This window comes from Arthrobacter celericrescens, assembly GCF_003614925.1.
GTDB classification, from domain to species: domain Bacteria; phylum Actinomycetota; class Actinomycetes; order Actinomycetales; family Micrococcaceae; genus Arthrobacter; species Arthrobacter celericrescens.
This window is the reverse complement of sequence record NZ_QYLP01000022.1, coordinates 59,052-79,301: the sequence shown is the minus strand read 5'-3', so window position 1 is coordinate 79,301 and position 20,250 is coordinate 59,052. Positions and strand designations below refer to the sequence as shown.

Annotated in this window: 13 protein-coding genes; 4 read left to right on the top strand and 9 right to left on the bottom strand. The window is 67.6% G+C overall.

Annotation, left to right across the window (positions count from 1 at the left end; translation table 11 throughout):
• Positions 1–133: 133 nt before the first annotated feature.
• Genes rsmD through D3654_RS05040 form a run of 4 tightly spaced genes read right to left on the bottom strand, consistent with a single transcriptional unit; the run spans position 134 to position 5,202 of the window.
• On the bottom strand, positions 134–700 hold the full coding sequence (rsmD, locus tag D3654_RS05055; protein ID WP_120520434.1) for a 16S rRNA (guanine(966)-N(2))-methyltransferase RsmD: 567 nt from the start codon (positions 698–700) through the stop codon (positions 134–136).
• A 54-nt stretch (positions 701–754) separates the two neighbouring features.
• Positions 755–3,070: an ATP-dependent DNA helicase RecG gene (locus D3654_RS05050; RefSeq protein ID WP_120520433.1), complete on the bottom strand. Its 2,316-nt coding sequence runs from the start codon at positions 3,068–3,070 to the stop codon at positions 755–757.
• Positions 3,060–4,166: a DAK2 domain-containing protein gene (locus D3654_RS05045; RefSeq protein WP_120520432.1), complete on the bottom strand. Its 1,107-nt coding sequence runs from the start codon at positions 4,164–4,166 to the stop codon at positions 3,060–3,062. Before D3654_RS05045 ends, D3654_RS05050 begins: the two co-directional genes overlap by 11 nt.
• Positions 4,167–4,188: 22 nt before the next feature.
• Positions 4,189–5,202 (bottom strand): thiamine-phosphate kinase, encoded by a 1,014-nt coding sequence (locus D3654_RS05040; RefSeq protein WP_120520431.1) that lies wholly within the window; start codon positions 5,200–5,202, stop codon positions 4,189–4,191.
• A gap of 95 nt (positions 5,203–5,297) precedes the next feature.
• Between D3654_RS05040 and D3654_RS05035 the strand changes: the two genes are divergently transcribed.
• From D3654_RS05035 to D3654_RS05025, 4 genes are all read left to right on the top strand, one after another.
• Positions 5,298–5,870, top strand: coding sequence for a YdcF family protein (locus D3654_RS05035; RefSeq protein ID WP_120520430.1), 573 nt, complete (start codon positions 5,298–5,300; stop codon positions 5,868–5,870).
• A gap of 186 nt (positions 5,871–6,056) precedes the next feature.
• Positions 6,057–6,224 (top strand): hypothetical protein, encoded by a 168-nt coding sequence (locus D3654_RS20375; protein WP_162943624.1) that lies wholly within the window; start codon positions 6,057–6,059, stop codon positions 6,222–6,224.
• A 113-nt stretch (positions 6,225–6,337) separates the two neighbouring features.
• Positions 6,338–7,507 carry a non-hydrolyzing UDP-N-acetylglucosamine 2-epimerase gene (wecB, locus tag D3654_RS05030; protein WP_120520429.1) on the top strand — a complete coding sequence of 390 codons (1,170 nt, stop codon included), beginning with the start codon at positions 6,338–6,340 and terminating at the stop codon, positions 7,505–7,507.
• A gap of 3 nt (positions 7,508–7,510) precedes the next feature.
• Positions 7,511–9,190: a DUF6270 domain-containing protein gene (locus D3654_RS05025; protein WP_120520428.1), complete on the top strand. Its 1,680-nt coding sequence runs from the start codon at positions 7,511–7,513 to the stop codon at positions 9,188–9,190.
• Between the two features lie 2 nt (positions 9,191–9,192).
• Here the strand turns inward: D3654_RS05025 and D3654_RS05020 are convergent, their stop codons facing one another.
• From D3654_RS05020 to D3654_RS05000, 5 genes are all read right to left on the bottom strand, one after another.
• Positions 9,193–12,036 carry an FG-GAP-like repeat-containing protein gene (locus D3654_RS05020; protein ID WP_120520427.1) on the bottom strand — a complete coding sequence of 948 codons (2,844 nt, stop codon included), beginning with the start codon at positions 12,034–12,036 and terminating at the stop codon, positions 9,193–9,195.
• 27 nt (positions 12,037–12,063) lie between these two features.
• Positions 12,064–13,329, bottom strand: a complete 1,266-nt coding sequence (locus tag D3654_RS05015) for a polysaccharide deacetylase family protein (RefSeq protein ID WP_162943623.1) — start codon at positions 13,327–13,329, stop codon at positions 12,064–12,066.
• Positions 13,330–13,530: 201 nt separating this feature from the next.
• A complete protein-coding gene (locus tag D3654_RS05010) occupies positions 13,531–16,356 on the bottom strand; it encodes an FG-GAP-like repeat-containing protein (RefSeq protein ID WP_162943622.1) in 2,826 nt (941 codons plus the stop codon).
• Positions 16,357–16,723: 367 nt separating this feature from the next.
• Positions 16,724–18,949, bottom strand: coding sequence for an outer membrane protein assembly factor BamB family protein (locus D3654_RS05005; protein WP_120520424.1), 2,226 nt, complete (start codon positions 18,947–18,949; stop codon positions 16,724–16,726).
• On the bottom strand, positions 18,918–20,249 hold the full coding sequence (locus D3654_RS05000; protein WP_162943621.1) for a polysaccharide deacetylase family protein: 1,332 nt from the start codon (positions 20,247–20,249) through the stop codon (positions 18,918–18,920). Before D3654_RS05000 ends, D3654_RS05005 begins: the two co-directional genes overlap by 32 nt.
• Position 20,250: the final 1 nt, after the last annotated feature.

Here is a 20,250-nt window from a genome sequence, read left to right as displayed (position 1 = left end):
AGCCGGCGCGGCGGGACCGGTCCGGCGACAATGAACAACCCCGGACGAGCCGCCCCGATTCATATTGTCTAACTGGCAGTTGTTGTCGTTTCGACGCCTGAAAACGACAACAACTGCGAGCTAGTTGGGTGGCTCAGGCAGGCTCTGCGAACCAGAGCATCGTTTCGCCGTACTTCTTCCCGGCGAAGCGCTCGAGGGTGTCCGGCCAGTCAGGTTCGGGCGAGCGGGAGGAACGCTCGACGACGACCACGGCGCCGTCGTCGAGGTGCCCGGCGAGCTTCGCCAGGACAGCCTGCAGCGACGGTTCGTCCAGCGGGTAGGGCGGGTCCAGGAACACCAGGTCCCAAAGGGTGTCCTCCGCGGCCCTTTCCAGGAAGGACTCCACCTTGGACCGGTGGACGGAGACGGTCTTGCGCGCCAGCGCCTGGTTGACGATGTCGGCGTTGCGCTGGCACACGGCCGAGGCGCGGGCATCGAATTCCACGAGCTCCGCCGAGGCGGCGCCCCTGCTGGCTGCCTCGAGTCCGAGCGCCCCCGAGCCCGCATAGAGATCCAGCGCACGGGCGTCGTCGATCACGCCCAAGGCTTCAAGGCGCGAAAACAGGGCTTCCTTGACGCGGTCCGTGGTGGGCCGGGTGGCGCTTCCGGGCACGCTCTGCAACGGGTTGCCGCCGGCGGCACCGGCGATGATCCGGCTCAACGGCGCCCCTCCACGGGCATCGCGCGAACGGGGTTCAAGCTATCCGCGTGCAGGCTATCCGCGTTCAAGGAACGCCTCCTTCTCGGGGTTGAGGTATGCGTCGATCGCGGCTGCAAGGGGCTCGTGCCGGCGCAGTTCCGGGTCGTCGACCACCAGCCGCTGGGCATCGGTGCGTGCACGCTCGATCACGTCCCCGTGTTCCAGGACCCTGAGCAGTTTGAGCGTGGACCGGCCGCCGGATTGCGAGGCGCCGAGGATGTCGCCTTCGCGTCGCAGCTTGAGGTCTTCCTGGGACAGCTCGAAGCCGTCCGTCGTGGCGGCGACGGCGTCCAGGCGGCGCCGGCTCGGATGCCCGGGCTCCAGGGTGGTGACCAGCAGGCACGTTCCGGGCAGCCCGCCACGGCCCACCCTGCCGCGCAGCTGGTGCAGCTGGGAAATGCCGAAGCGGTCGGCGTCGAGGATCACCATCAGCGTGGCGTTGTGCACGTCCACGCCCACCTCGATCACCGTGGTGGAGACCAGCACCTGGGTCTCGTTCGCCACGAACGAGGCCATGGTTTCCGATTTGAGCACCGGGTCCTGGCGGCCGTGCAGCGGTTCGATCCGGACACCCCGCAGGGCATCCTCCTGCCGCAGCCCTTCGACGACGGCGGTCACGGAGGCCAGCTCGCGCGCGGCACCGTCCTCTGCCAGCGGGTCCGGGCTGCCGTCGGGCAGGTAGACGGGTTCGTCTTCGCCCGGGGTGAAGTCGCCGTCGTCGTCGGTGCCGATCTTGGGACACACCACGTACACCTGGTGCCCGGCGTCGATCTCCTCGCGGGAGCGGGCCCAGATCCGCGTGGCCCAGCCGGGATTCTCGGCCAGGCCCACCAAGTGGGTGCTGATCGGGGCCCGGCCAGCGGGCAGCTCGTCGAGGACGGAGGTTTCGAGGTCGCCGAACACGGTCATCGCCACCGTGCGCGGGATGGGGGTGGCGGTCATGACCAGCAGATGCGGCGGGCGGCTTGCCTTGGCACGGAGGGCGTCGCGCTGTTCGACGCCGAAGCGGTGTTGTTCGTCCACCACGATCAGGCCGAGGTCCTGGAAGCTGGTTTTGTCGCTGAGCAGCGCGTGGGTGCCGATCACGATGCCGGCGTTCCCGGACGCGGCGTCCAGCATGGCCTGCTTGCGCGCGGCGGTGGGCATGGAGCCGGTCAGCAGCGTCACTTGGACCGAAGCCGCACCGGGCTCCTGGCCGAGCATCCCGGCGCCGCCGAACATCCCGTCCCGGGCCAGCGGCCCCAGGGTGCGGCGGATCGATTCGTAATGCTGGGCGGCGAGGACCTCTGTGGGAGCCAGCAGCGCGGCCTGCCCGCCGGCGTCGACCACCTGCAGCATGGCGCGCAGGGCCACGATCGTCTTGCCGGAGCCCACCTCGCCCTGGAGCAGGCGGTTCATCGGCGAGTTCTGGGCCAGTTCCTGTGACAGCGTCTTCCCGACGGCGGCCTGGCCGGCCGTCAGGGTGAACGGCAGCTGGCGATCGAACGCGGCAAGCAGCCCGTCCGTCACCGGACGGCGCGCCGTGGCCTCTTCGGCCGCCAGCTGTGCGCGGCGCCGGGCGAGGGCCGTCTGCAGCACCAGCGCTTCCTGGTAGCGGAAGCGCCCCCGGGCGTGCTTCCAGTCCATGGCCGTTTCGGGGGAATGGATCAGCTGGTAGGCCCGGCCGATGTCGGCAAAACCTTCCCGGTCCACGATGGCGGCCGGCAGCGGGTCTTCGATCCGGTCGAGGTCGAGGGTGTCCAGCAGTGTGGTGATGACCTTGTGGATCGACCAGCTGGTGAGTTTGGCCGTGGCCGGATAGACCGGGATGGGCATTGCCGCGAGCTTCTCCGGATCCAGGCTCCCGGCAGCCTCCGGGTCTTCGTCCAGCAGCATGAAGTCAGGGTTGGTCATGCCCAGGGCGCCGCCGTAGCGGGTGACCTTCCCGGAGAACATGGCCCGGCGTCCGGGCTGCAGTTCGCTGCGCGCGCGGAAACCGTTGAAGAAACTGATCTTCAGGGTTCCGGGCCCCGCGGACGCCGCGACGGCTACTCCGGTGCGGTTCCCGCCGGCGTCGTCGGTCACCACCACATCGGTGAGCGAGCCGCGGCGGGCGCGCATCTGCCGGGTGTTGTTCGAGATGACCCGGGCCACCAGGGTGGCTTCCTCGTCGAGGGGGAGCTGCGCGATGGGCGTGAGCTCGCCGCGGGTGAGGTAGCGGCGGGGGAAGTAATTCAGCAGTTCGCCAACGGTTTCCAGGCCGAGGTGCTTGGTGATCACAGAGGCCGAACGCTTGCCGATCCTCCGGTCCAGCGGCAGGCCCAGTTCGGGGGGTGCCAGCTCAGGACTCATGCGGGTGGAAGCTTTCCAGGGCGGCGGAGGCCGCGTCCGGGCCGGCGTCGGAGTCACGGGGCAGGGCCAGCTGGCTGACGGAAATGTCGCTCGGCTCCCCCAGGGCGCGGATGGCCTCCACTGCGGGGCCGGCTTCGGGGACGTGAACGTGGACCCGCCAACGGTAGCTTGCCTCGATGCCGTCGGCGTCGTCGTCATCATGCTCGTCGCCGTCGTGGCTGCCGGGCCCGGCAACGCTGCCCACCTGGCTCATGATGACGGAGTCGCCCAGTTCGTCGAGTTTCTGCCGGAGCGTGGCGGCGGCGAGCGGTGACAGTTCGATGGTGCACATGACTTCCACGCCCTCGTCGTCGGGGAGTCCGGTGTGGATGTGCGGGTCCTGGACGTCGTAGCCGTGCAGCCCGTCCAGCAGTTCGTCCTGCAGTTCCTCGCCCAGCACGGCAGAGCGCAGGCAGTCCAGCACCAGGAGCATGCCGACACCGCCGGCATCCACGACGTGCGCTTCGTGCAGGGGCGCCAACTGCTCCTCGGTGCGCACGACGGCCCGGACCGCGGCGTCCACGGCAGCGTCAAGGGCAAGGCCGAGGGCCTGGTTGCTGTCGTCCCCGTTCTGGGCGGCGTCCACCTCACCGGCCGCCTGCGCGGCGGCTTCGAGCACGGACAGCATGGTTCCGGACACGGGTTCGCTCAGGGCCGACCAGGAGCGGATCTGTGCGCGGTGCAGGGCTGCGGCGAGCAACGGGGCGCTGAGCCTGCTGTGCCCGGCCAAAGGCTCGGCCATCGCGCACAGGAAGACAGCGAAAAGGGTGCCCGAATTGCCCCGGGCCTGCTCCATCGCCGCGCGTCCGGCCGCTGCCAGCACCGCGCCGACGTCGTTGGCCTGTTCCGGCTTGGCCGGTTCCGGCTTGGCCTGGCCGCCTTCGGAGCTCCGGGGTTCCTTCGCTTCCACACCGCTCAGGGCCGCGGTGGCGGCCCGCACGGTGAGGTACAGGTTGGTGCCGGTGTCGCCGTCGGCCACCGGGAAGATGTTGATGGCGTTGATGCGGTCGCTGTGGTTGCCGAGAGTAGTCTCCGCCTTGCCCAGCCAGCGCTTCATTGCATGCACATTGGCGGCGATCTTAGTCTGCAAAGTGATCCCATCCCACGGTATCGGCGGACTCCCCGGCTATCCGGACGCCAACGCGTTCTCCCCCGGCAGCGGCCCTGACTGAGCCTACCGCAGTGAAGGGCTCCGGGAGCTTAACTCCGGCCGGAAATGCCGCCAGGAGGCCGTGGTCCTCTCCCCCGCCAAGCACCCAGTCCATGGGGTCGGTGTCCAGCAGCGAAGCCGCGGGTTCGAGGGCATGGGCCTGGGATTTGAGGGCGATCGGATCAAGGTCCAGGATGACGCCGCTGGCTGCGGCGAGGCGGCCGCCGTCGCGCATCAATCCGTCCGAAACGTCCATCATGGCGGTGGCCCCGGCTGCCGCTGCCCGCGGACCGGCGGCCAGCGGCGGCAGCGGGCGGCATTGGCGGTCCACGAGTTCCCGCTGCTCCGGCGTGAGGGATCCGAGCGGCACCGTGCTTTCCAGCAGCGCCAGGCCGGCGGCCGCGCGGCCGAGGGTCCCGGCGAGTGCGAGGGTGTCCCCCGGCTGCGCTCCGGAGCGGAGCACCGGGGCCTGGCCGTGCAGCGTTCCGACGACGGCGACTGTCACCGCGATCTCCCGCCCCCGCCCGAGGTCCCCGCCGGCCACCGAGCAGTCGGAGGCGCCAAGCCCGGCGATCCCGGCGGTGAGCCCGTCGGCGAAGTCCTCCACCCAGGACACCGGGGTTTCGCCGGGCATGGTCAGGCTGACGACGAGGGAAGTGGCGGTTCCTCCCATGGCGTTGATGTCGCTGAGGTTCTGGGCGGCGGATTTCCACCCGACGTCGTACCCGGTGGTGCGGTAGCCGTTGTTCCAGGCCAGTCGGAAGTCCTGGTCCTGGGTCTGGGTGTCGATGGAGATGACGGCACGTCCGTCCGGGGCCGCGACGACGGCGGCGTCGTCACCTGGTCCCAGCAGGACGCTGCTGCTCGACTCGAGGCGCGGGAAGATCCGGGCGAGGAGCCCGCCCTCCGAGAGATCGGCGACAGTCAGTTCTTTTTCCGGCACGCTTCTACGCTAGTCGCTCGGGCCGACATTCAACGAGCGGGCGGAGGCCCGGGCGGGCTGCTTCCAGACTTGCAGGCTGCTTCTAGACTTGCAGGGTGCAACAGAAGAACAGGAGGCCGCTGAGGTATCTCTCAGCCGGCGCGGCAGGCCTCTTTGTTCTGTGGTTTGCGGTATCCCTCCAGCTTTTCTGCCTTGTGTCGACCCCGGCTCCCCCGCCCGTCGATGCCATCGTCGTCCTGGGCGGCAGCAGCGGCGAACGGCTGCCAGCGGCGCAGGCCCTGGAAACAGCACAGGCTGGCCGGGGTGCGGCACCGGTGCTCGTCCTCTCCTGGACCGACACACCCGGAAACGCCTCCATCGATGCGCTCTGCAACACGGCGTCCTTCCCGCAGCAATCCCTGATCTGTTTCCGGCCGGAAGGCATGGACACGCGCGGCGAGGCGGCCGCCGTCGGGAAGCTGGCGAAGGAGAACGGATGGCAGTCGGTGGCCGTCGTGACGTCCTCCTACCACGCGCTGCGGGCGGGGACTTTGATGCGGCAATGCACCTCTGCAGATGTCCACATGGTGGCGTCGGAACCGGCCCTGGATTCACTGCAATGGCTGCGGCGTTTCGTCATCGAAGAAGCCGGTTTGGTGGACGCGATTCTGCGCCCGGAGTGCCGCTGAGGGCACCCCGGAACGGCCCCCGTGCGGGCATCCGGCGCCGCTCCCGGCTAGACTCGTTGCGGACCTTTACGGAATCGGACGCGAAAGGAGCAGCCGCTGGACACCTCGAAAGACAGTGCAACGGAGCCCCTTTCAGCACCCCGGCACCTGCACCGGAGGCGCTTCCGTTCGGACATTCCGGAGAGCTTGTTCGTCGACTTTCCGGTCCCGCAGCCGCAGGCTGGAAACCGCGCGGCGAAGCCGGAACGGCGGCCCAGCACCTTTGGCCGCAAGCGCCTCGTCGCCTTGGCCTTGGTCGCCGCGACGACGGTCGCGGTCCCGGCGCTGGTCCTGGCCTTGCTGTTCATCAGATAGCCGCAAAACGGCGCCCGCCGTTCATCCTGCGTCTGCTTGCGCATTCCTTGTCACAGGGGGATGTCAAGTAATATTCAGGATGTTGTCAATTTATTCGAAAACCGGGGGAAGCAATGCCCACTGTCATGCCCATTTTCGGCACCAGGCCCGAAGCCATCAAGATGGCACCCATCGTTGCGGCCCTGCAGCAGTCGGACATTTTCGATTGCGTGGTCACCGTAACAGGCCAGCACCGGGAAATGCTCGACCAGGTCAACGAACTGTTCGGGATCGTCCCCGACCACGACCTCAACATCCTCCAGCAGCGTCAGTCCCTGTCCGCGATCATGACGCGGACCATCGACGGACTGGACAAGCTCTTCGCCGACAACAAGCCCGACGCGGTGGTTGTCCAGGGTGACACCACGACGTCGACCGCCGGCGCAATCGCTGCCTTCTACCACGGGATCCCCGTGGTCCATGTCGAGGCCGGCCTGCGCAGCGGCGACCTCTTCTCGCCCTTCCCGGAAGAAGCGAACCGCAAGATCACCAGCCAGATCGCGAGCCTCCACCTGGCGCCGACGAGCGTCAGCAAGGCCAACCTTCTTGCCGAGGGCGTCACCGCCGAGGACATCGTTGTCACCGGCAACTCCGTCATCGATGCCCTCCTGACCACGGTCGGGAAGCAGATTCCCTTCACGGACCCGCAGCTTGAAGAGCTCGCAGCCAGCGGCCGGAAGATCCTCCTGGTCACCACCCACCGCCGCGAAAACCAGGGCGACGCGATGCGCGGCGTCGGGCGCGCCCTGGCCCGGATCGCCGACGCCGAACCCGACATGGTGATCGTGCTGCCCGCCCACAAGAACCCGGTGGTGCGTGAAGCCGTGCTCCCCGCCCTCGAAGGCAAGGACAACGTGGTGGTCACCGAGCCGCTGGCCTACGGTGAATTCACCCGCATGCTCTCCCTCGCCCACATTGTCCTGACCGACTCCGGCGGAGTCCAGGAAGAAGCTCCGAGCCTGGGCAAGCCGGTGCTCGTGATGCGCGACAACACCGAGCGCCCCGAGGCCGTTGCCGCCGGAACGGTGTCCCTGATCGGAACCGACGAAGACCGGATCGTTGCCGAGGTGGACCGCCTCCTGCACGACGAGGCCCACTTCGACGCGATGGCCAACGCCGTCAACCCCTACGGTGACGGCAAGGCCTCCGAGCGGACGGTTGCCGCGATCGCGGAAATGCTGAGCATCGGCAGCCGCATCGAAGAATTCGGCACCTCCGAACTCGACGAAGCCGTGCGCGTCTGATTGATGCGCCCCCTGAAAGTCTTCTCCTATGGCGGAGGCCCTGCCTCCGCCATAGTTGACCATTTTCCCGCCGGCGCCGTTCAGCAGGCGGGCCTGGTTTCCCGCCAATCGCTGATCAGCGCGATGGGCGGGCCCAGCCGTATGGCGTTGGCGGACTCCGCGGCGCGCCCGGCTGCGGTGCGCGTCCTGCAGGCCGACATCGCTTCTTCCCTGCGGAACGACGTCGAGGCCCGCCTGCCGGGCATCGATCTGGTGCTGTGGGATCTTTTCGACGAACGGTTCGGGGTGGACCGCCTCAGCGACGGGACATACCTGACCCGTTCCCCCGAGCGGATCAAACACGTCTCTGCCGGCTCCGGCGCGATGCGCACCATCCCGTTCGGCACCGACGAACACTTCGGGCTGTGGCGCGAAGCGGCGGAAAGGTTCACCGGCTTCCTGGCGAGGAAAGCGCTCCTCCTGCGCACCTACGTCCTGGATCTCGCGTGGGCGCACACCGACGAAAACGGCCTCGACGCGGAGCTGCCTTTCGGCCTTTCCTCGGACGAGGCAAACGCCAGGTTCTCCCGCTACGCCTCCTACCTGCGCGACCGCGGCGTCCAGGTGCTGACGCACTCCAGGACGTGGACCTCACGCACCCACCAATGGGGCCCGGCCCCCTACAACCTGCACGACGCCGTCTACCGCGAAGTCGCAGAAGAACTGCTCAGCCGCCTGCCGGGCGAGCTCACTGAGCCCCCTGCCGTTCCCGCCGCCGTCGTCCCTGCACAAGCCTTTCCTGCCCACGACGAGCGGCACAAGGCACCCATCCTTGTGTGGGCCGGACTCGATGACTTCGACGCCTCGAGGGAAGGCCGGACCCACCACCGTGTAGCGCCGGCCGCCGGACAGTCCTACGGCCTGTGCAGCCTCATCCAGAACAACGGCTCGGACACCCTGCTGGTGATCAGCCACGGCGCACTGAACCGGGAAAAGTACAGCCTCCCCCGGTTCGAATGGCTTGCCACGCTGGAAGGCCGGCCCGAGAACCTGATGTTCCTGGCCGACACCGCACTCGAGCCACACGACGACCTCGAACTCGCTTGGTTCACCGGGAGCGCCGCGGACGACCTCACCGAACGGTACGCCGAACTGGTGAAACGGGCCGCCCGGCAGCTCGGGGCCAGGAAGATCGTCTTCATGGGCGGCTCGGGCGGCGGGTTCGCCTCCCTCGCCCTGGCGGCCAGGACCCCGGGAAGCCGCGCCCTGGTCTTCAACCCGCAGACAAACGTCCGGAAGTACTGGCTCAAGTCGGTGCGGAACTACACCAAACGGCTTTACCCCGAGTTCGCGTCCGAGAAGCAGCTCACGGGCCTCGGGGCGCGGTGCGACCTGGCTGCCGCGTACGCGGCGGCGCCGCAGCTTGAACACCAGGTCCTGTACGTCCAGAACGACGACGACCCGCACCACCTCGAAAACCACCTGGGCCCCTTCGCGGCCGCCCTCGGCATGGAGCCCCGCTCGGGGGTTTCGGCGGACGGCACGGTGAGGATCGTCGTCGAACGCTTCGCCGAGGGGCACAACATGCCCTACCGGACGGTGCTGAATCCGTTCGTCGACATGGTCCTCGCCGGATGGGGCGGTCCCCTTGCCGGGGGTCCGTTGCCTGCGGTGGCCCCGGCGGGGCCTGCGGTGTCCGCCTAGGCTCAGGTGCTCGCGAACTTGTGGCTCTTGAGGATGAACGGGTAGCTGAGGGTGCTGCCAACCGAGCTTGGCGCAATGTCGGTGTATTTGACGGCTCCGTTGGCGTCGATCCAGACGATTCCGTTGAGGTCCGGCCGGTGGCCGTAGACGGGTGAAAATGCCGTCATGGCCGAGAACCCGCCGGTGCTCAGCCGGACCGGCGTGGTGGTGACCTTGCCGCCGTACACGCGCGAGTAGCGGTAGAGCGAACCGCCCTGGTTGACGATGAGGGACGTGCCCGTGGACCTTGAGGGAACCATGAGGACGAAGTTCCTGCCCTGCCAGCCTGTGCCGATCGTTGCCGGTGTCCCCAGGGCGCCGGAACTGAGGACCGGCCAGGCCCGCAGGGTCCCGCTGGCGTCCAGCGCGAGGACCGACAGGGACGTGCCCCAGATTCCCACGGTAAGGTCGACGGCGGCCCAGCCTGATTGCCCCACGACCGTCGGCGGCATGAATCCGCCGTTCGGGAGGCCCCGGTGGAGCTGCAATGTCCCGTCGCTGTGGTTCGTCAGGACGTCGAGGGTGCCGTCGCCGTTCCAGTCCACCACGTGGGAGGACCGCACGTAGCCGCCGTACGCGGAATCCGCGCGGATCGGATTGCCGAACCTACCGTCTCCCAGGGACCTGCACACATTCAGCCAGCCGTTGGGCCCCACGGACACCAAGTCCGCGGTGGTGCGGATCGTGGGCCGCTGCACCGCGTCGACTTCGACGATGTTCGTGGTGTCTTCAACGAAGAACATGCGGCCCTGTTTGTTGACCACCATTTCCGTGTACGCGCCGCGGAGGACTTCCTTCCGGGTTTGGCGGAAGGGGTCCAGGACGGTCACCGTTCCCCCGCTCATGTGGACGATGCTGCTGGCCTTGGGAAGGTATTTGATGGTGCTGGTCCTGAATCCGGGCGCGGCGGTGCGGTAGAGAAGCTGGTACGTCGCCACCGGCGAGCCGCTGGTCTTGTTGATCCTGATCACTCCGTTGTTCGTGCTCACATAGAGGATCCCGTTGACCATGATCGGGCTGTTGATTTCCACCTCGCCGGTGAAGGGTCGTGCCCAGAGCAGGCGCCCTTGCGCAACGTTCCAGGCAAAGACATGGGCGGGCTTGGTGTCGTTGTTCGAACCCAGTCCGCCCATGATTCCCGTTGTTCCGTAGACGATGTCGCCCTCACCGACCAGGCCGAGCACCGACTGCCCGGCCACCGGTCCGGACACCACCTTGATGTCGGCGTCGTTGGCCGGGTTGAGGATGGCGAGTGCCCCGCCGTTTCGCCCGTAATCCGGGATCGTTCCGGCGACCACCCTCCCGCCGGCGGCAGCCCAGCAGATCGGCCGCGACTGGTAGTAGGGGTAGCGCAGCTCGATGAGCTTCGTGTCTGTCTGGGTCACCGGATTGAAGCGCAGCAACACACCGCCTGTGTAGGAACCGACGTAGATCGTGGACGCGTCGTACTCAAACATGCCTTCGATCTGCGCGATCCCGCTACCCAGCGGCGACCGCCAGACGGTTCGCGAGGTGATCCCGACGCTTCCGATGCCGTCGCCCGTGTAGCCGCCGAAATAGATCTTGTCTTCGGACTGGGACGCCATGAGCGCCTGCAGTTTGAAGGTCTGGGCGGCGAAGTCGGGCACGACGTCCCGGATGACCGACTGGCTGCCGACGGAAACCCGGACGCAGCGGTACTGCCCGTCACTCCCGCACAGGACGTTGACAAAGGTGTCCGTGTCCGAGACTTCGACGTCGATCGCCCGGGCAGTATCCGGGACAAGGCAGACATACGAGGCTTCCAAAGTCCTGGTGTCGATCCGCATCAGCTTGTGGACACCCACGGTGTTCCACACGGCGTAGGCCTCAAGGGTACCGGGCGCCGAACCGCTGGTCATCGCGGAGGGCATCCAGTCCCAGGGGCGGGTCAGCCAGGTGCCGCTGGAGGTCCGGTAGGCCTCAAACCGGAGCATTCCGTCGGCGCCGTCGAAATAGACGAACAGGACGTCACCATGGGCATCGATGCGGTGGACGAATCCGCTGGACCGGGCGTCCGGGAGCGGGATTTCCCTGGCCTGCTCAGGGCTGTCCGTGTGCCAGGTGAACACGGTGGGGTTCTGCGAACCGGTTCCCGCATAGACCCGGCCCGAGTCATCGATGGCGAGGGACCGCACATACTGGGTGTCAGGGCGGACCCTGTCGGTATGGAACGTTGTGCCGGTCCGGGGGTCGTAGCGGGTGGTGTTCCCCGTGGGATAGTTTCCGTTCCACACCCGGTCCCGCGAGTCGACAGCGACCGCGAAGGCCGCATTGCTCGACAGCGGTGCCGTCTGATAGGCGTCGGAGACGGTCCCGGAGACGGTGACCCGCTTGACGATGTCGTCCGCCCCGAAGGCCAGCAGGGCTCCCGTCCCGGCTTCAACCGCCGTCTTCCCCACGCCCCCGCCGCTGCCGGGGAAGGGCACGAGCGACAGTTCCCGGACGCCAGAGGCGGCATCGATGATCTGCAGTTGGTCAGTCAGCCCGGCGCTACCGGCGGCAATTTTCAGGATGCCGGTGTTTGTCCGGAAGAAGGTGGCATTGACCTGCGGAATGCTGGAGAAGACGTTGCGGTACCGTCTCAGCACGGCTGAGGGTTCCGTTCCGACGGTGGTCAGCCCGACGCTGGCGCCGAACGCGGTGTCGAGGGACTGAGCCGACGCCGGGGCTGCACTCGTTGCGAGTCTCCCGAGCCCTGCACCTGCTCCCAGGACGACGGCAAGGGACAGGACGGACCGTCTGCGGATGTGCGGGGGATTGGTGCCGTGGACTTCGTCGTCGTTCATGTCTTCCCTACCTCGCCGTCTCCTGTCTTAGGCCGCCAGCAGTTGCGGTGCCTGGACCAGTAGTTCGCCGCCGGAAACGGGGGTGAGCCGGACCCGGACGGCCTGCGTCCCTGTCATGGGCAGGGTGACGTACTGATGCAGCGGGCTGAAGGCCGCCGAGCCCCGCACGGTGAAAGTCCTGGCAGTGCTGAACCGCGCCGGCGATTCGACGTCGAATACCTCGAGCTTGAGCCGCACCCCGGTGCCGGATCGCACGGACATCCGCAGCTGCCGGGTGGAACCTGCGTACGCGCCAAGCGGGCAGTCCTTGGAAAGCGCGGTCGAGGCCGCTCCCCTTCGCGCGTAGTACCCGCCCTGCTCCGCACGGAGGGACCATTTCGCGGACGAACCGTTCCAGCCGTTCCAACCGTTCCTGAACCCTTCGTCCCCGCCCAGGAGATCATGCCGGGACGGGCTGTCGATCCGCGCGAGCATGAGGCCTCCCACGGTGAGGATGTCCAGCCGGCCGGCGTCCCTTTCGGCCGCGCACCAGGCGAAGAGGTTTTCGACGGCGGCAAGCCCGGCGGCGTCGAGGGCGCTGGGGTGGTACATGAAGCAGACGCCCTTATGCTGCCTGCGTGCGGCTTTGACGAAGTCCTTTCCGCGCCAGGCAACGGCCGCGTCATCGATCCGGATGTGGCTGCGGCCCATGTTGAGCAGCGGCTGTCCCGTCATGGACCAGTACCCGGGCATGTACCCGGTGGACAGCGCATGCTGCTGGGTGATGAGGCGGCCGGCCAGGTGCTTCTGGAAGGACGACCAGCTTGCGCCGCCGTCGAACCCCCGGTAGTTCGTGCCGCCGACCCCCGGGGGGACGAACAGTTCGATCGGCAGCTTGGGCAGCGAGCGCGCCAGGGACCAATGGGACTCCACGATTTCCTCCGTGAGGCGCAGGTCCGAGGCGGCGTCGCGATGCGTGGCGCTGTGGTTCGCTATCTCGAAGCCGTTCTCGAGCGCGCTCTTCTGCAGAAGCGGGAAGGGCATCAGTTCACTTCCGCCGGGGCCTTTTTCGACAGCCGTCATCTGCGACATCGCGGCAATGGTCACCGGAATCGCGTACTTCCGGTGCAGGGGCAGGAGCTCGGCCTTGAACCGGTTCAGGTGATGGTCGCAGCGGAAGGCAACTGCAGCGCGCCCCGCCGTCCCGATTGCTCCGCCGCGGCGCGCAATGAACGCCTCGAGGAGCGTTTGGTTGTACACGAAGGGGAACGGTGCCGGTGACTCGGCCGCGTGCGCGGAACCGGGTCCCGTCAAGAGCACAGGGGTAGCCGCAAGCTGGCCCGCAAGAACCTGCATTGCCCGCCGACGGCTGAAGGGTATGAGACCACCGTGCATGAGCTCCCCTGACACTGCACCCAGCATGCTTGACGTCCGTTGAGCGTTTGGTTATAGGCTAGCCCTCGTTTCGGTGAGGCAACAGGGGGGACCCTGGTCCGGCGGAGGGCAACCGGGGCGTCAGCTGCTTGCCAGTTTGTTGCCTTTCAGGAGGAACGGGTAGCTGATGTTGGCGCCGACCGAGCCGGGCGCGACGTCCGTGTACTTAACGGCGCCGTTGGCGTCGATCCAACCGATTCCGTTGAGGTCCGGGCGGTGTCCGCTCAGAGGCGAGAAAGCAGTCATGGCCAGGAATCCGCCGACGCTGAGCCGGACAGGGGCCGTGGTGACCTTGCCGCCGTACACGCGGGAGTACCGGTAGAGCGAGCCGCCCTGGTTGACGATGAGGCACGAACTGGTGGACCGCGAGGGGACCATGAGGACGAACTTCCGGCCTTTCCACCCGGTGCCGATGGTGTACGGCGCTCCCAGGGCGCCCGTGCTGAGGACCGGCCAGGCGCGCAGGATGCCGCTGGCCGGATCCATCGCGAGGACGGACAGGGTGGCGCCCCAGACTCCCACGGTAAGGGTGACGGTCCCCCAGCCTGTTTTCGCCAGGACCGTCGGCGGCATGAAGCCGCCGCGCGGCAGGCCGCGGTGCAATTGGAGGGACCCGTCGCTGTGGCTTGTCAGGACGTCGAAGATGCCGTCGCGGTTCCAGTCCACCACGTGCGCGGACCGCACATAGCCGCCGAACCCGGAGTCCGCACGAATCGGGTCGCCGAATTTTCCGTTGCCGAGGGAACGGCAGACACTCAACCCGCCGGTGGGCCCCACCGAGACCAGGTCTGCGGCCGAGCGGATGGTCGGCCGTTGCACGGTGTCGACTTCGGCGATGTTGGTGCCGTCCTCGACGACGAACAGCCGGCCGTCCTTGCTGACCGTCATCTCGCTGTAGGCGCCCCTCAGTATTTCCTTCCGGGTTTGCCAGTAGGGGTCCAGCAGCGTCACGGTGCCACCGCTCATGTGGAGGATGCCGCTAGCCTTGGGAAGGTACTTGATGGTGCTGGTCTTGTACCCTGGGCCGACGGAACGGTTGAGGAGCTGGTAGGTCGCCACCGGCGAACCGCTGGCCTTGTTGAGCCGGATCACCCCGTTGTTCGTGCTCACGTACAGGATCCCGTTGACCAGGATCGGGCTGTTGATCTCCACCTCGCCGGTGAAAGGACGGGCCCACAGGAGCCGGCCCTGAACCACGTCCCAGGCGAAGACATGGGCGGGTTTGGTGTCGTTGCTCGCGCCCTGTCCGCCCATGATCCCGGTGGTTCCGTACACGATGTCGCCCTCGCCGACCAGGCCCAGCACCGACTGTCCGGCCACCGGTGCCGGCACCACTTTGATGTCGGCGTCGTCGGCCGGGTTCAGGATGGCGAGCGCCCCGCCGTTCCGCCCGTAATCCGGGATGGTCCCGGCCACCACCCTGCCGCCGGCCTGGGCCCAGCAGATCGGCCTCGACTGGAAATAGGCTTTCCGAAGCTCGGCCAGCTGCTTGATCGTCGTCGTGACGGGGTTGAAGCGGAACAACACGCCGCCGGTGTAGGAGCCGATGTAGATCGTGGAAGCGTCGTATTCGAGGATCCCTTCGATCTGTCCGATCCCGCTCCCCAGCGGCGACCTCCAGGTGGCCCAGGTGGAGAGGTCGACGCTCCCGACGCCGTCGCCACGGTAGCCGCCGAAGTAGACCTTGTTTTCGCTCGCGGAGGCCAGGAGCCCTTGCACTTTGAAGGTCTGGGCGGCGAAGTCGGCCGCCACATCCGAAAGGACTGCTTGCGCGGTGACGGAGACCCGTACGGAGCGGTACTCCCCGTCGCTGCCGCAGAGGATGTTCACGAAGGTGTCAGTTCCGGATACCTCGACGTCCATGGCCCGCGCGGTGTCCGGGACAAGGCACACGTAGGTCGCTTCCATGGTCCTGGTGTCGATCTGCATGAGCTTGTGGGCCCCCGCGGTGTTCCAAACGGCGTAGGCCTCGAAGGAGCCGGGCGCCGAAGCCGAGGTGCGCGCCGAAGGGATCCAGGTCCACGGCAGTGTGAGCCACGTGCCTGTGGAGATCCGGTAGGCCTTGAACTTCTGGTTTCCGTCGGCGCCGTCGTAATAGGCAAAGAGCACATCGGCATGGGCATCGAGGCGTTCCACGAACCCTGACGCCTTGGCATCGGGCAGGGGGATCTCCCGGATCCGTTCCGGTGTGTCCGCATGCCAGGTGAACAGGCTCGGGTTCTGGGAGCCGGTTCCGGCAAAGACGTTGTCGGAACCGTCGATCGCTAGCGCCCGGACGTACTGGGTGTCGGGGCGGACACGCGGGGTCTCTTCAGTCGTGCGGGTCAGCGGATCGAAGCGTGTGGTGTTTCCCGTGGGATAGTTGCCGTTCCAGACTCCGCCTTTGGAGTCGACGGCGACGGCGAACGACGAGTAGGTAGAGAGGGGCGCCGTGTCATAGGCGTCCGAAATGGTTCCGGAGGCAGTGACCCGTTTGACCGTGTTGTCCGCGCCGAAGGCCAGCAGGTCCCCGGTTCCGGCATCGATCGCGGAATTCCCTACGCCGCCCCCGTTCCCCGGAAACGGCACCAGGGATGCCTCCCGGACTCCCGAGGCGGCGTCGAGGATTTGGAGCTGGTCCGCCAGGCCCGGGCTTCCTCCGGCGATCTTGAGTACGCCGGCGCCCGTGCGGAAAAACCTGGCGGTCACCTGCGGGACGCCCAGGAAGACGTTCCGGTACCTGCGCAGCAGGCGGGACTGTTCCGTGCCGACGGCGGTGAGCGGAACCCGTTGCCCGAAGCTGGTCGCGAGGGACTGCGCCGCGGCCGGAACCGTTCCAGCGAGCGGTAGCCCGATCCCGGCGCTGGCTCCCAGCACCACGGCGAGTGACAGTACGGACCTCCGCCGGATCAGCTTCCCGGCGCTCATGGCAGCAGCTCCGTCGACGCGTGGCGCGGAACGGGCACAGCAGGATTGAAGAGACCGCACATACCGAGACCCCCAGGGACCAGAAGCCGGTCTTGGGGACCGGCCATGCTCCATTTGAGCCGCCGCGGCGAAGGCCCGTCACGAGTAGTGTGTACTCCACTTTGTACGGTCCCTCGTGCGGGAAATGGGGTGAATAGTACTCAATTCGGAATGTCCGGAGGAGGCCGACTACTCGGTCCTGCGCCGTGTCCTGAGTAGCGGCCGGAAGACGCGTGGACGGACGGCTTCCGCTGGGTGCCCCCGCTTCCTGGGGCAGGGCTACCCCAGGAGGCCAGGGGAAGTGCTCCAGCCCTCGCCGGGACGGGGACTAGGCGCCCGCGGTGACCTCGACGATGTCCGTGCCGTCGTCGACGAGGAGCAGTTTGTTCTGCTTTCCGACGGCCAAATCCGAGTAAGTACCGCGCAGGATCTCAGTACGCGTTTTTCGGCCAAGATCCAGCAGGGTCACGGTGCCGCCGCAAAGGTGCACAATCCGGTTGCTCCCCGGAAGGGCCTCGATGGTGCTCGTGCGGTATTTCGCCGCGGCCCAACGCTCAAGGAGCCGATACGTGGCCAGCGGAGTGCCGTCGTCCTTGCCCAGCTGGACTACCCCGTTGCTGGTGCTCACGTAGAGCCCGCCGCGCACCAGGAGGGGGCTGTTGATCTCCACTTCCCCCGGGAGCGCCTGCTTCCACAGCATCCTCCCCCGTGCGACGTTCCAGGCGAAGACGTGTGCCGGGGTGGCATCGTTCGGTGCTCCGTGGCCGCCCTTGATTCCGGTGGTGCCGTAGACGACGTCGCCGTCACCGACAAGTCCCAGGATGGACTGCCCCGGAACCGGGTCCACGATCACGCGGGTCGAGTCGTCGGCGGGATTGATGAGGACGAGGGCGCCGCCGCTGCGGCCGTAGTCCGGGATGGTCCCGGCGACAACGCGGCCTCCTGCGGTGGTCCACGCGATGGGCCGGGATTGCAGGTACTTGTCCCGCAGTTCGATGAGCTTCTTGACCGACCCTGTGACGGGATTGAAGCGGAAGATGACCCCTCCCGTGTAGGAGCCGAGGTAGATCGTCCTGGCGTCGTAGGCCAGCATCCCTTCGATCTGGCGGATGCCTACCGCGGGGCCGGAGCGCCAGGTCCGGCGGGTCATGAGGTCGAGGCTGCCGATTCCGTCGCCGAGGTAGCCGCCAAAATACACCTTGTTGCCGGCCGGGGCTGTGAGGCTTTGCAGCTTGAAGACGCGCGGCGCGAGTTCGGCCGGCACGTCCCGGACGGTGCGGCCGCTGTCGACCGAAATCCCGGCAACCCGGAAGCCCTTGCCGCTTCCGCACAGCAAGTTCAGGTAGTTCCGGCCGCCGGACGCCTCGAACTCCATCGCTTCCGGCGGCCCCGGAACGAGGCCAACGAAGTCGGCTTCCAGCGTCCGGGCGTCAATGCGCATCAGCCGGTGGGAGCCCGCGCCGCTCCAGACGGCGTAGACCTCGGAATTGTCGTCCGACGAGGCAGTCACCATTCCGGACGGCAGCCACTTCCAAGGAGGTGTCAGCCACTTCCCCGTTGACGTGCGGTACACGCTGAAGATCGTCTTGCCGTCCGGTCCGACGACGTACACAAAGAGGAGGTCGGCGTGGGATTCGATGCGCCGCACGAAACCCGTGGGAATCCTCCAGGGCAGGGGAATCTCGCGCACTGTGCCGGGGCTGTCCGTGTCCCAGCTGAAAATGGACGGCTTACTGGCACCTGTCCCTGCGTACACCGTGTCCGAGGAATCGATGGCCAGCGAGCGGACGTACTGCGTGTCGGCGCGGAGCCGGCCGGTATTGAGGGTGGATCCGCGGGCGGGGTCGAAGCGCGTGGCGTTGCCCGAGGGATAGTTGCCGTTCCAGATACGCCCCTTCGAGTCGGTTGCGACGGCGAAGGATGCGTTGGTTGTGCCCTTCGCAGTGCTGTATCCGACGGAGACCGCGCCGGAGGCGGATACCTGCTGGACGATGTTTTCGGCGCCGAAGGCGAACAGGGTGGCGCGTGAGGCGTCAAACGCGATTGCTCCGACGCCGCCGCCGTTGCCGGGGAACGGGTTGATCTGTTTCTCCCTGACGCCGGTGGCGGCGTCGAGGATCTGGAGCTGCCCGCTCAGGCCCGCCGCGGATGCCGCGACCTTCAGGACGCCCTGCCCGTTCCGGAAGAACGCTGCGGTGACGTCCGGATCTCCCATGAACACGTTCCGGTAGCGCCGGAGCGGTGCGGAGGACTTGGCCATCCTCGTGGTCAGGGCGACAGCCTTGCCGTGCGCTGTCTCGAGCGACTTCGTGGGCATCGAGGGACCTGGCCGCTGGGCTGGAGCGTCAAGGACTGACCCGGGGTCGGCTGATGGCTGGTCCGCGACGGAATTGGGGTCGGCTGCCGCGCGTCCCGGCCCTGGTGCGTCCGTGGAGCGGGTGAGTGCCGTCCCTGTACCCAGTGCGATGCCAAGCGACAGCACCGTCCTGCGGAGCACCCTCTTGGGAGCGGCCGGGCCGCGCTCATGCTGCGAGGAGTTCAGGCTGCCGGACATCGATGTCACCTCCGCCCGTGGTTGCAGTGATGCTGACGCGCAGGGTCTCGGTTCCCGTCAGCGGGAGCGTGAGGTACTGCTCGACGGGAACGAACCCGGGCGATCCTCGCAACACCACATCCTTGGTGACGTTCAGGCCCTCCGGCGATCCGGCGTCGAACACCTGCAACCTCACCCGGCAACCCCGGAGGGTGCGCAGGAAGACGCGCAATTGCCGCGGCGAACCGGCGTGGCGGCCAAGCGGACAGTCCCGGCTCAGGACGGCGGTGGGCGTGCGGCTGCGCGCGACGTCCCGGCCGTCCTCCTGCAGCAGGGTCCACTGTTCGGCCGGCACGTTCCAGCCATCCCAGGCGGGTCCGCCGACTCCGGGAGCCGCCAGCAGGTCGTGCCGGACTGCGCTGTCGATCCGTGCGGTCAACAGGCCACCCACCGTGAGGATCTCGAGTCGCCCGGCGTCCCGTTCCGATGCGCACCATTCGAAGAACCCTTCGAGGGCAACAAGCTCGGCCGCGTTGAGGCCGCTGGGGTGGTACATGAAGCAGGCACCCTGCCGTTGGCGGCGGGCGAGCTGCACGTAACCCCGTCCGCGGCTTATCGCGTCGAGGCTCTCGAAGGAGATGTGGCCGCGGCCCAGGTTGGCCAGCGGTTCGCCCGTCATGGACCAGAAGCCGCGTATGGTTCCGGTCGACAGGGCGTGCTGCTCCATGATGAGCCGCCCCGCGGGACTTTCCGAGAATGCGGACAGCGTGGCGCCGCCGTTGAACCCCATGTAGTTCGTGCCGCCGACTCCGGGCGGGATGAACAGTTCGATGGGGAGTTTCGGCAGGGACTGTGCCAGGGAGCGGCGGGCGTCCGCGATCTCCTCGCGCAGGCGCGGCTCGGAGTCCGCGTCCCGGTGGGTGGCGCTGTGGTTTCCGATCTCAAAGCCGTTCTCCAGCGCGTGCTGCTGGAGCTGCGCGAACGTCACCGTATCGCTGCCGTTCGGTCCGCGTTCGACGGCGGCCATCCGGGACAGGGTGGCGACCGTCACCGGGATCGAGTACTTCCGGTGGAGGGGCAGCACGTTGCTGACGAACTTGTTCAGGTGGTGGTCGCAGCGGAACGCGATGGCCGTCTGCCCGTTGGTACCGATCGGCCCGCCGCGGCGTGCGAGGAAGGCATCGAGCAGGGACGCGTTGCTCGGGACGGCCTGCGGGGCCGTGGGGTCAGAGGATGTGCACCCGCTGGCCGAAAGAGCCGCCACCGTGCCCAGCCCGGCGAGCGCCACGAAGCGCCGCCGTCCCAACGTTCGACGTTGCAAT

Bases quoted from the DNA above. Each gene is read 5' to 3' on its own strand.
- D3654_RS05025 (WP_120520428.1), top strand. From the start codon at position 7,511: ATGCGCCCCCTGAAAGTCTTCTCCTATGGCGGAGGCCCTGCCTCCGCC.
- D3654_RS05045 (WP_120520432.1), bottom strand. From the start codon at position 4,166: ATGAAGCGCTGGCTGGGCAAGGCGGAGACTACTCTCGGCAACCACAGC.
- D3654_RS05050 (WP_120520433.1), bottom strand. From the start codon at position 3,070: ATGAGTCCTGAGCTGGCACCCCCCGAACTGGGCCTGCCGCTGGACCGG.
- D3654_RS05010 (WP_162943622.1), bottom strand. From the start codon at position 16,356: ATGAGCGCCGGGAAGCTGATCCGGCGGAGGTCCGTACTGTCACTCGCC.
- wecB (WP_120520429.1), top strand. From the start codon at position 6,338: ATGCCCACTGTCATGCCCATTTTCGGCACCAGGCCCGAAGCCATCAAG.
- D3654_RS05005 (WP_120520424.1), bottom strand. From the start codon at position 18,949: ATGTCCGGCAGCCTGAACTCCTCGCAGCATGAGCGCGGCCCGGCCGCT.
- D3654_RS05020 (WP_120520427.1), bottom strand. From the start codon at position 12,036: ATGAACGACGACGAAGTCCACGGCACCAATCCCCCGCACATCCGCAGA.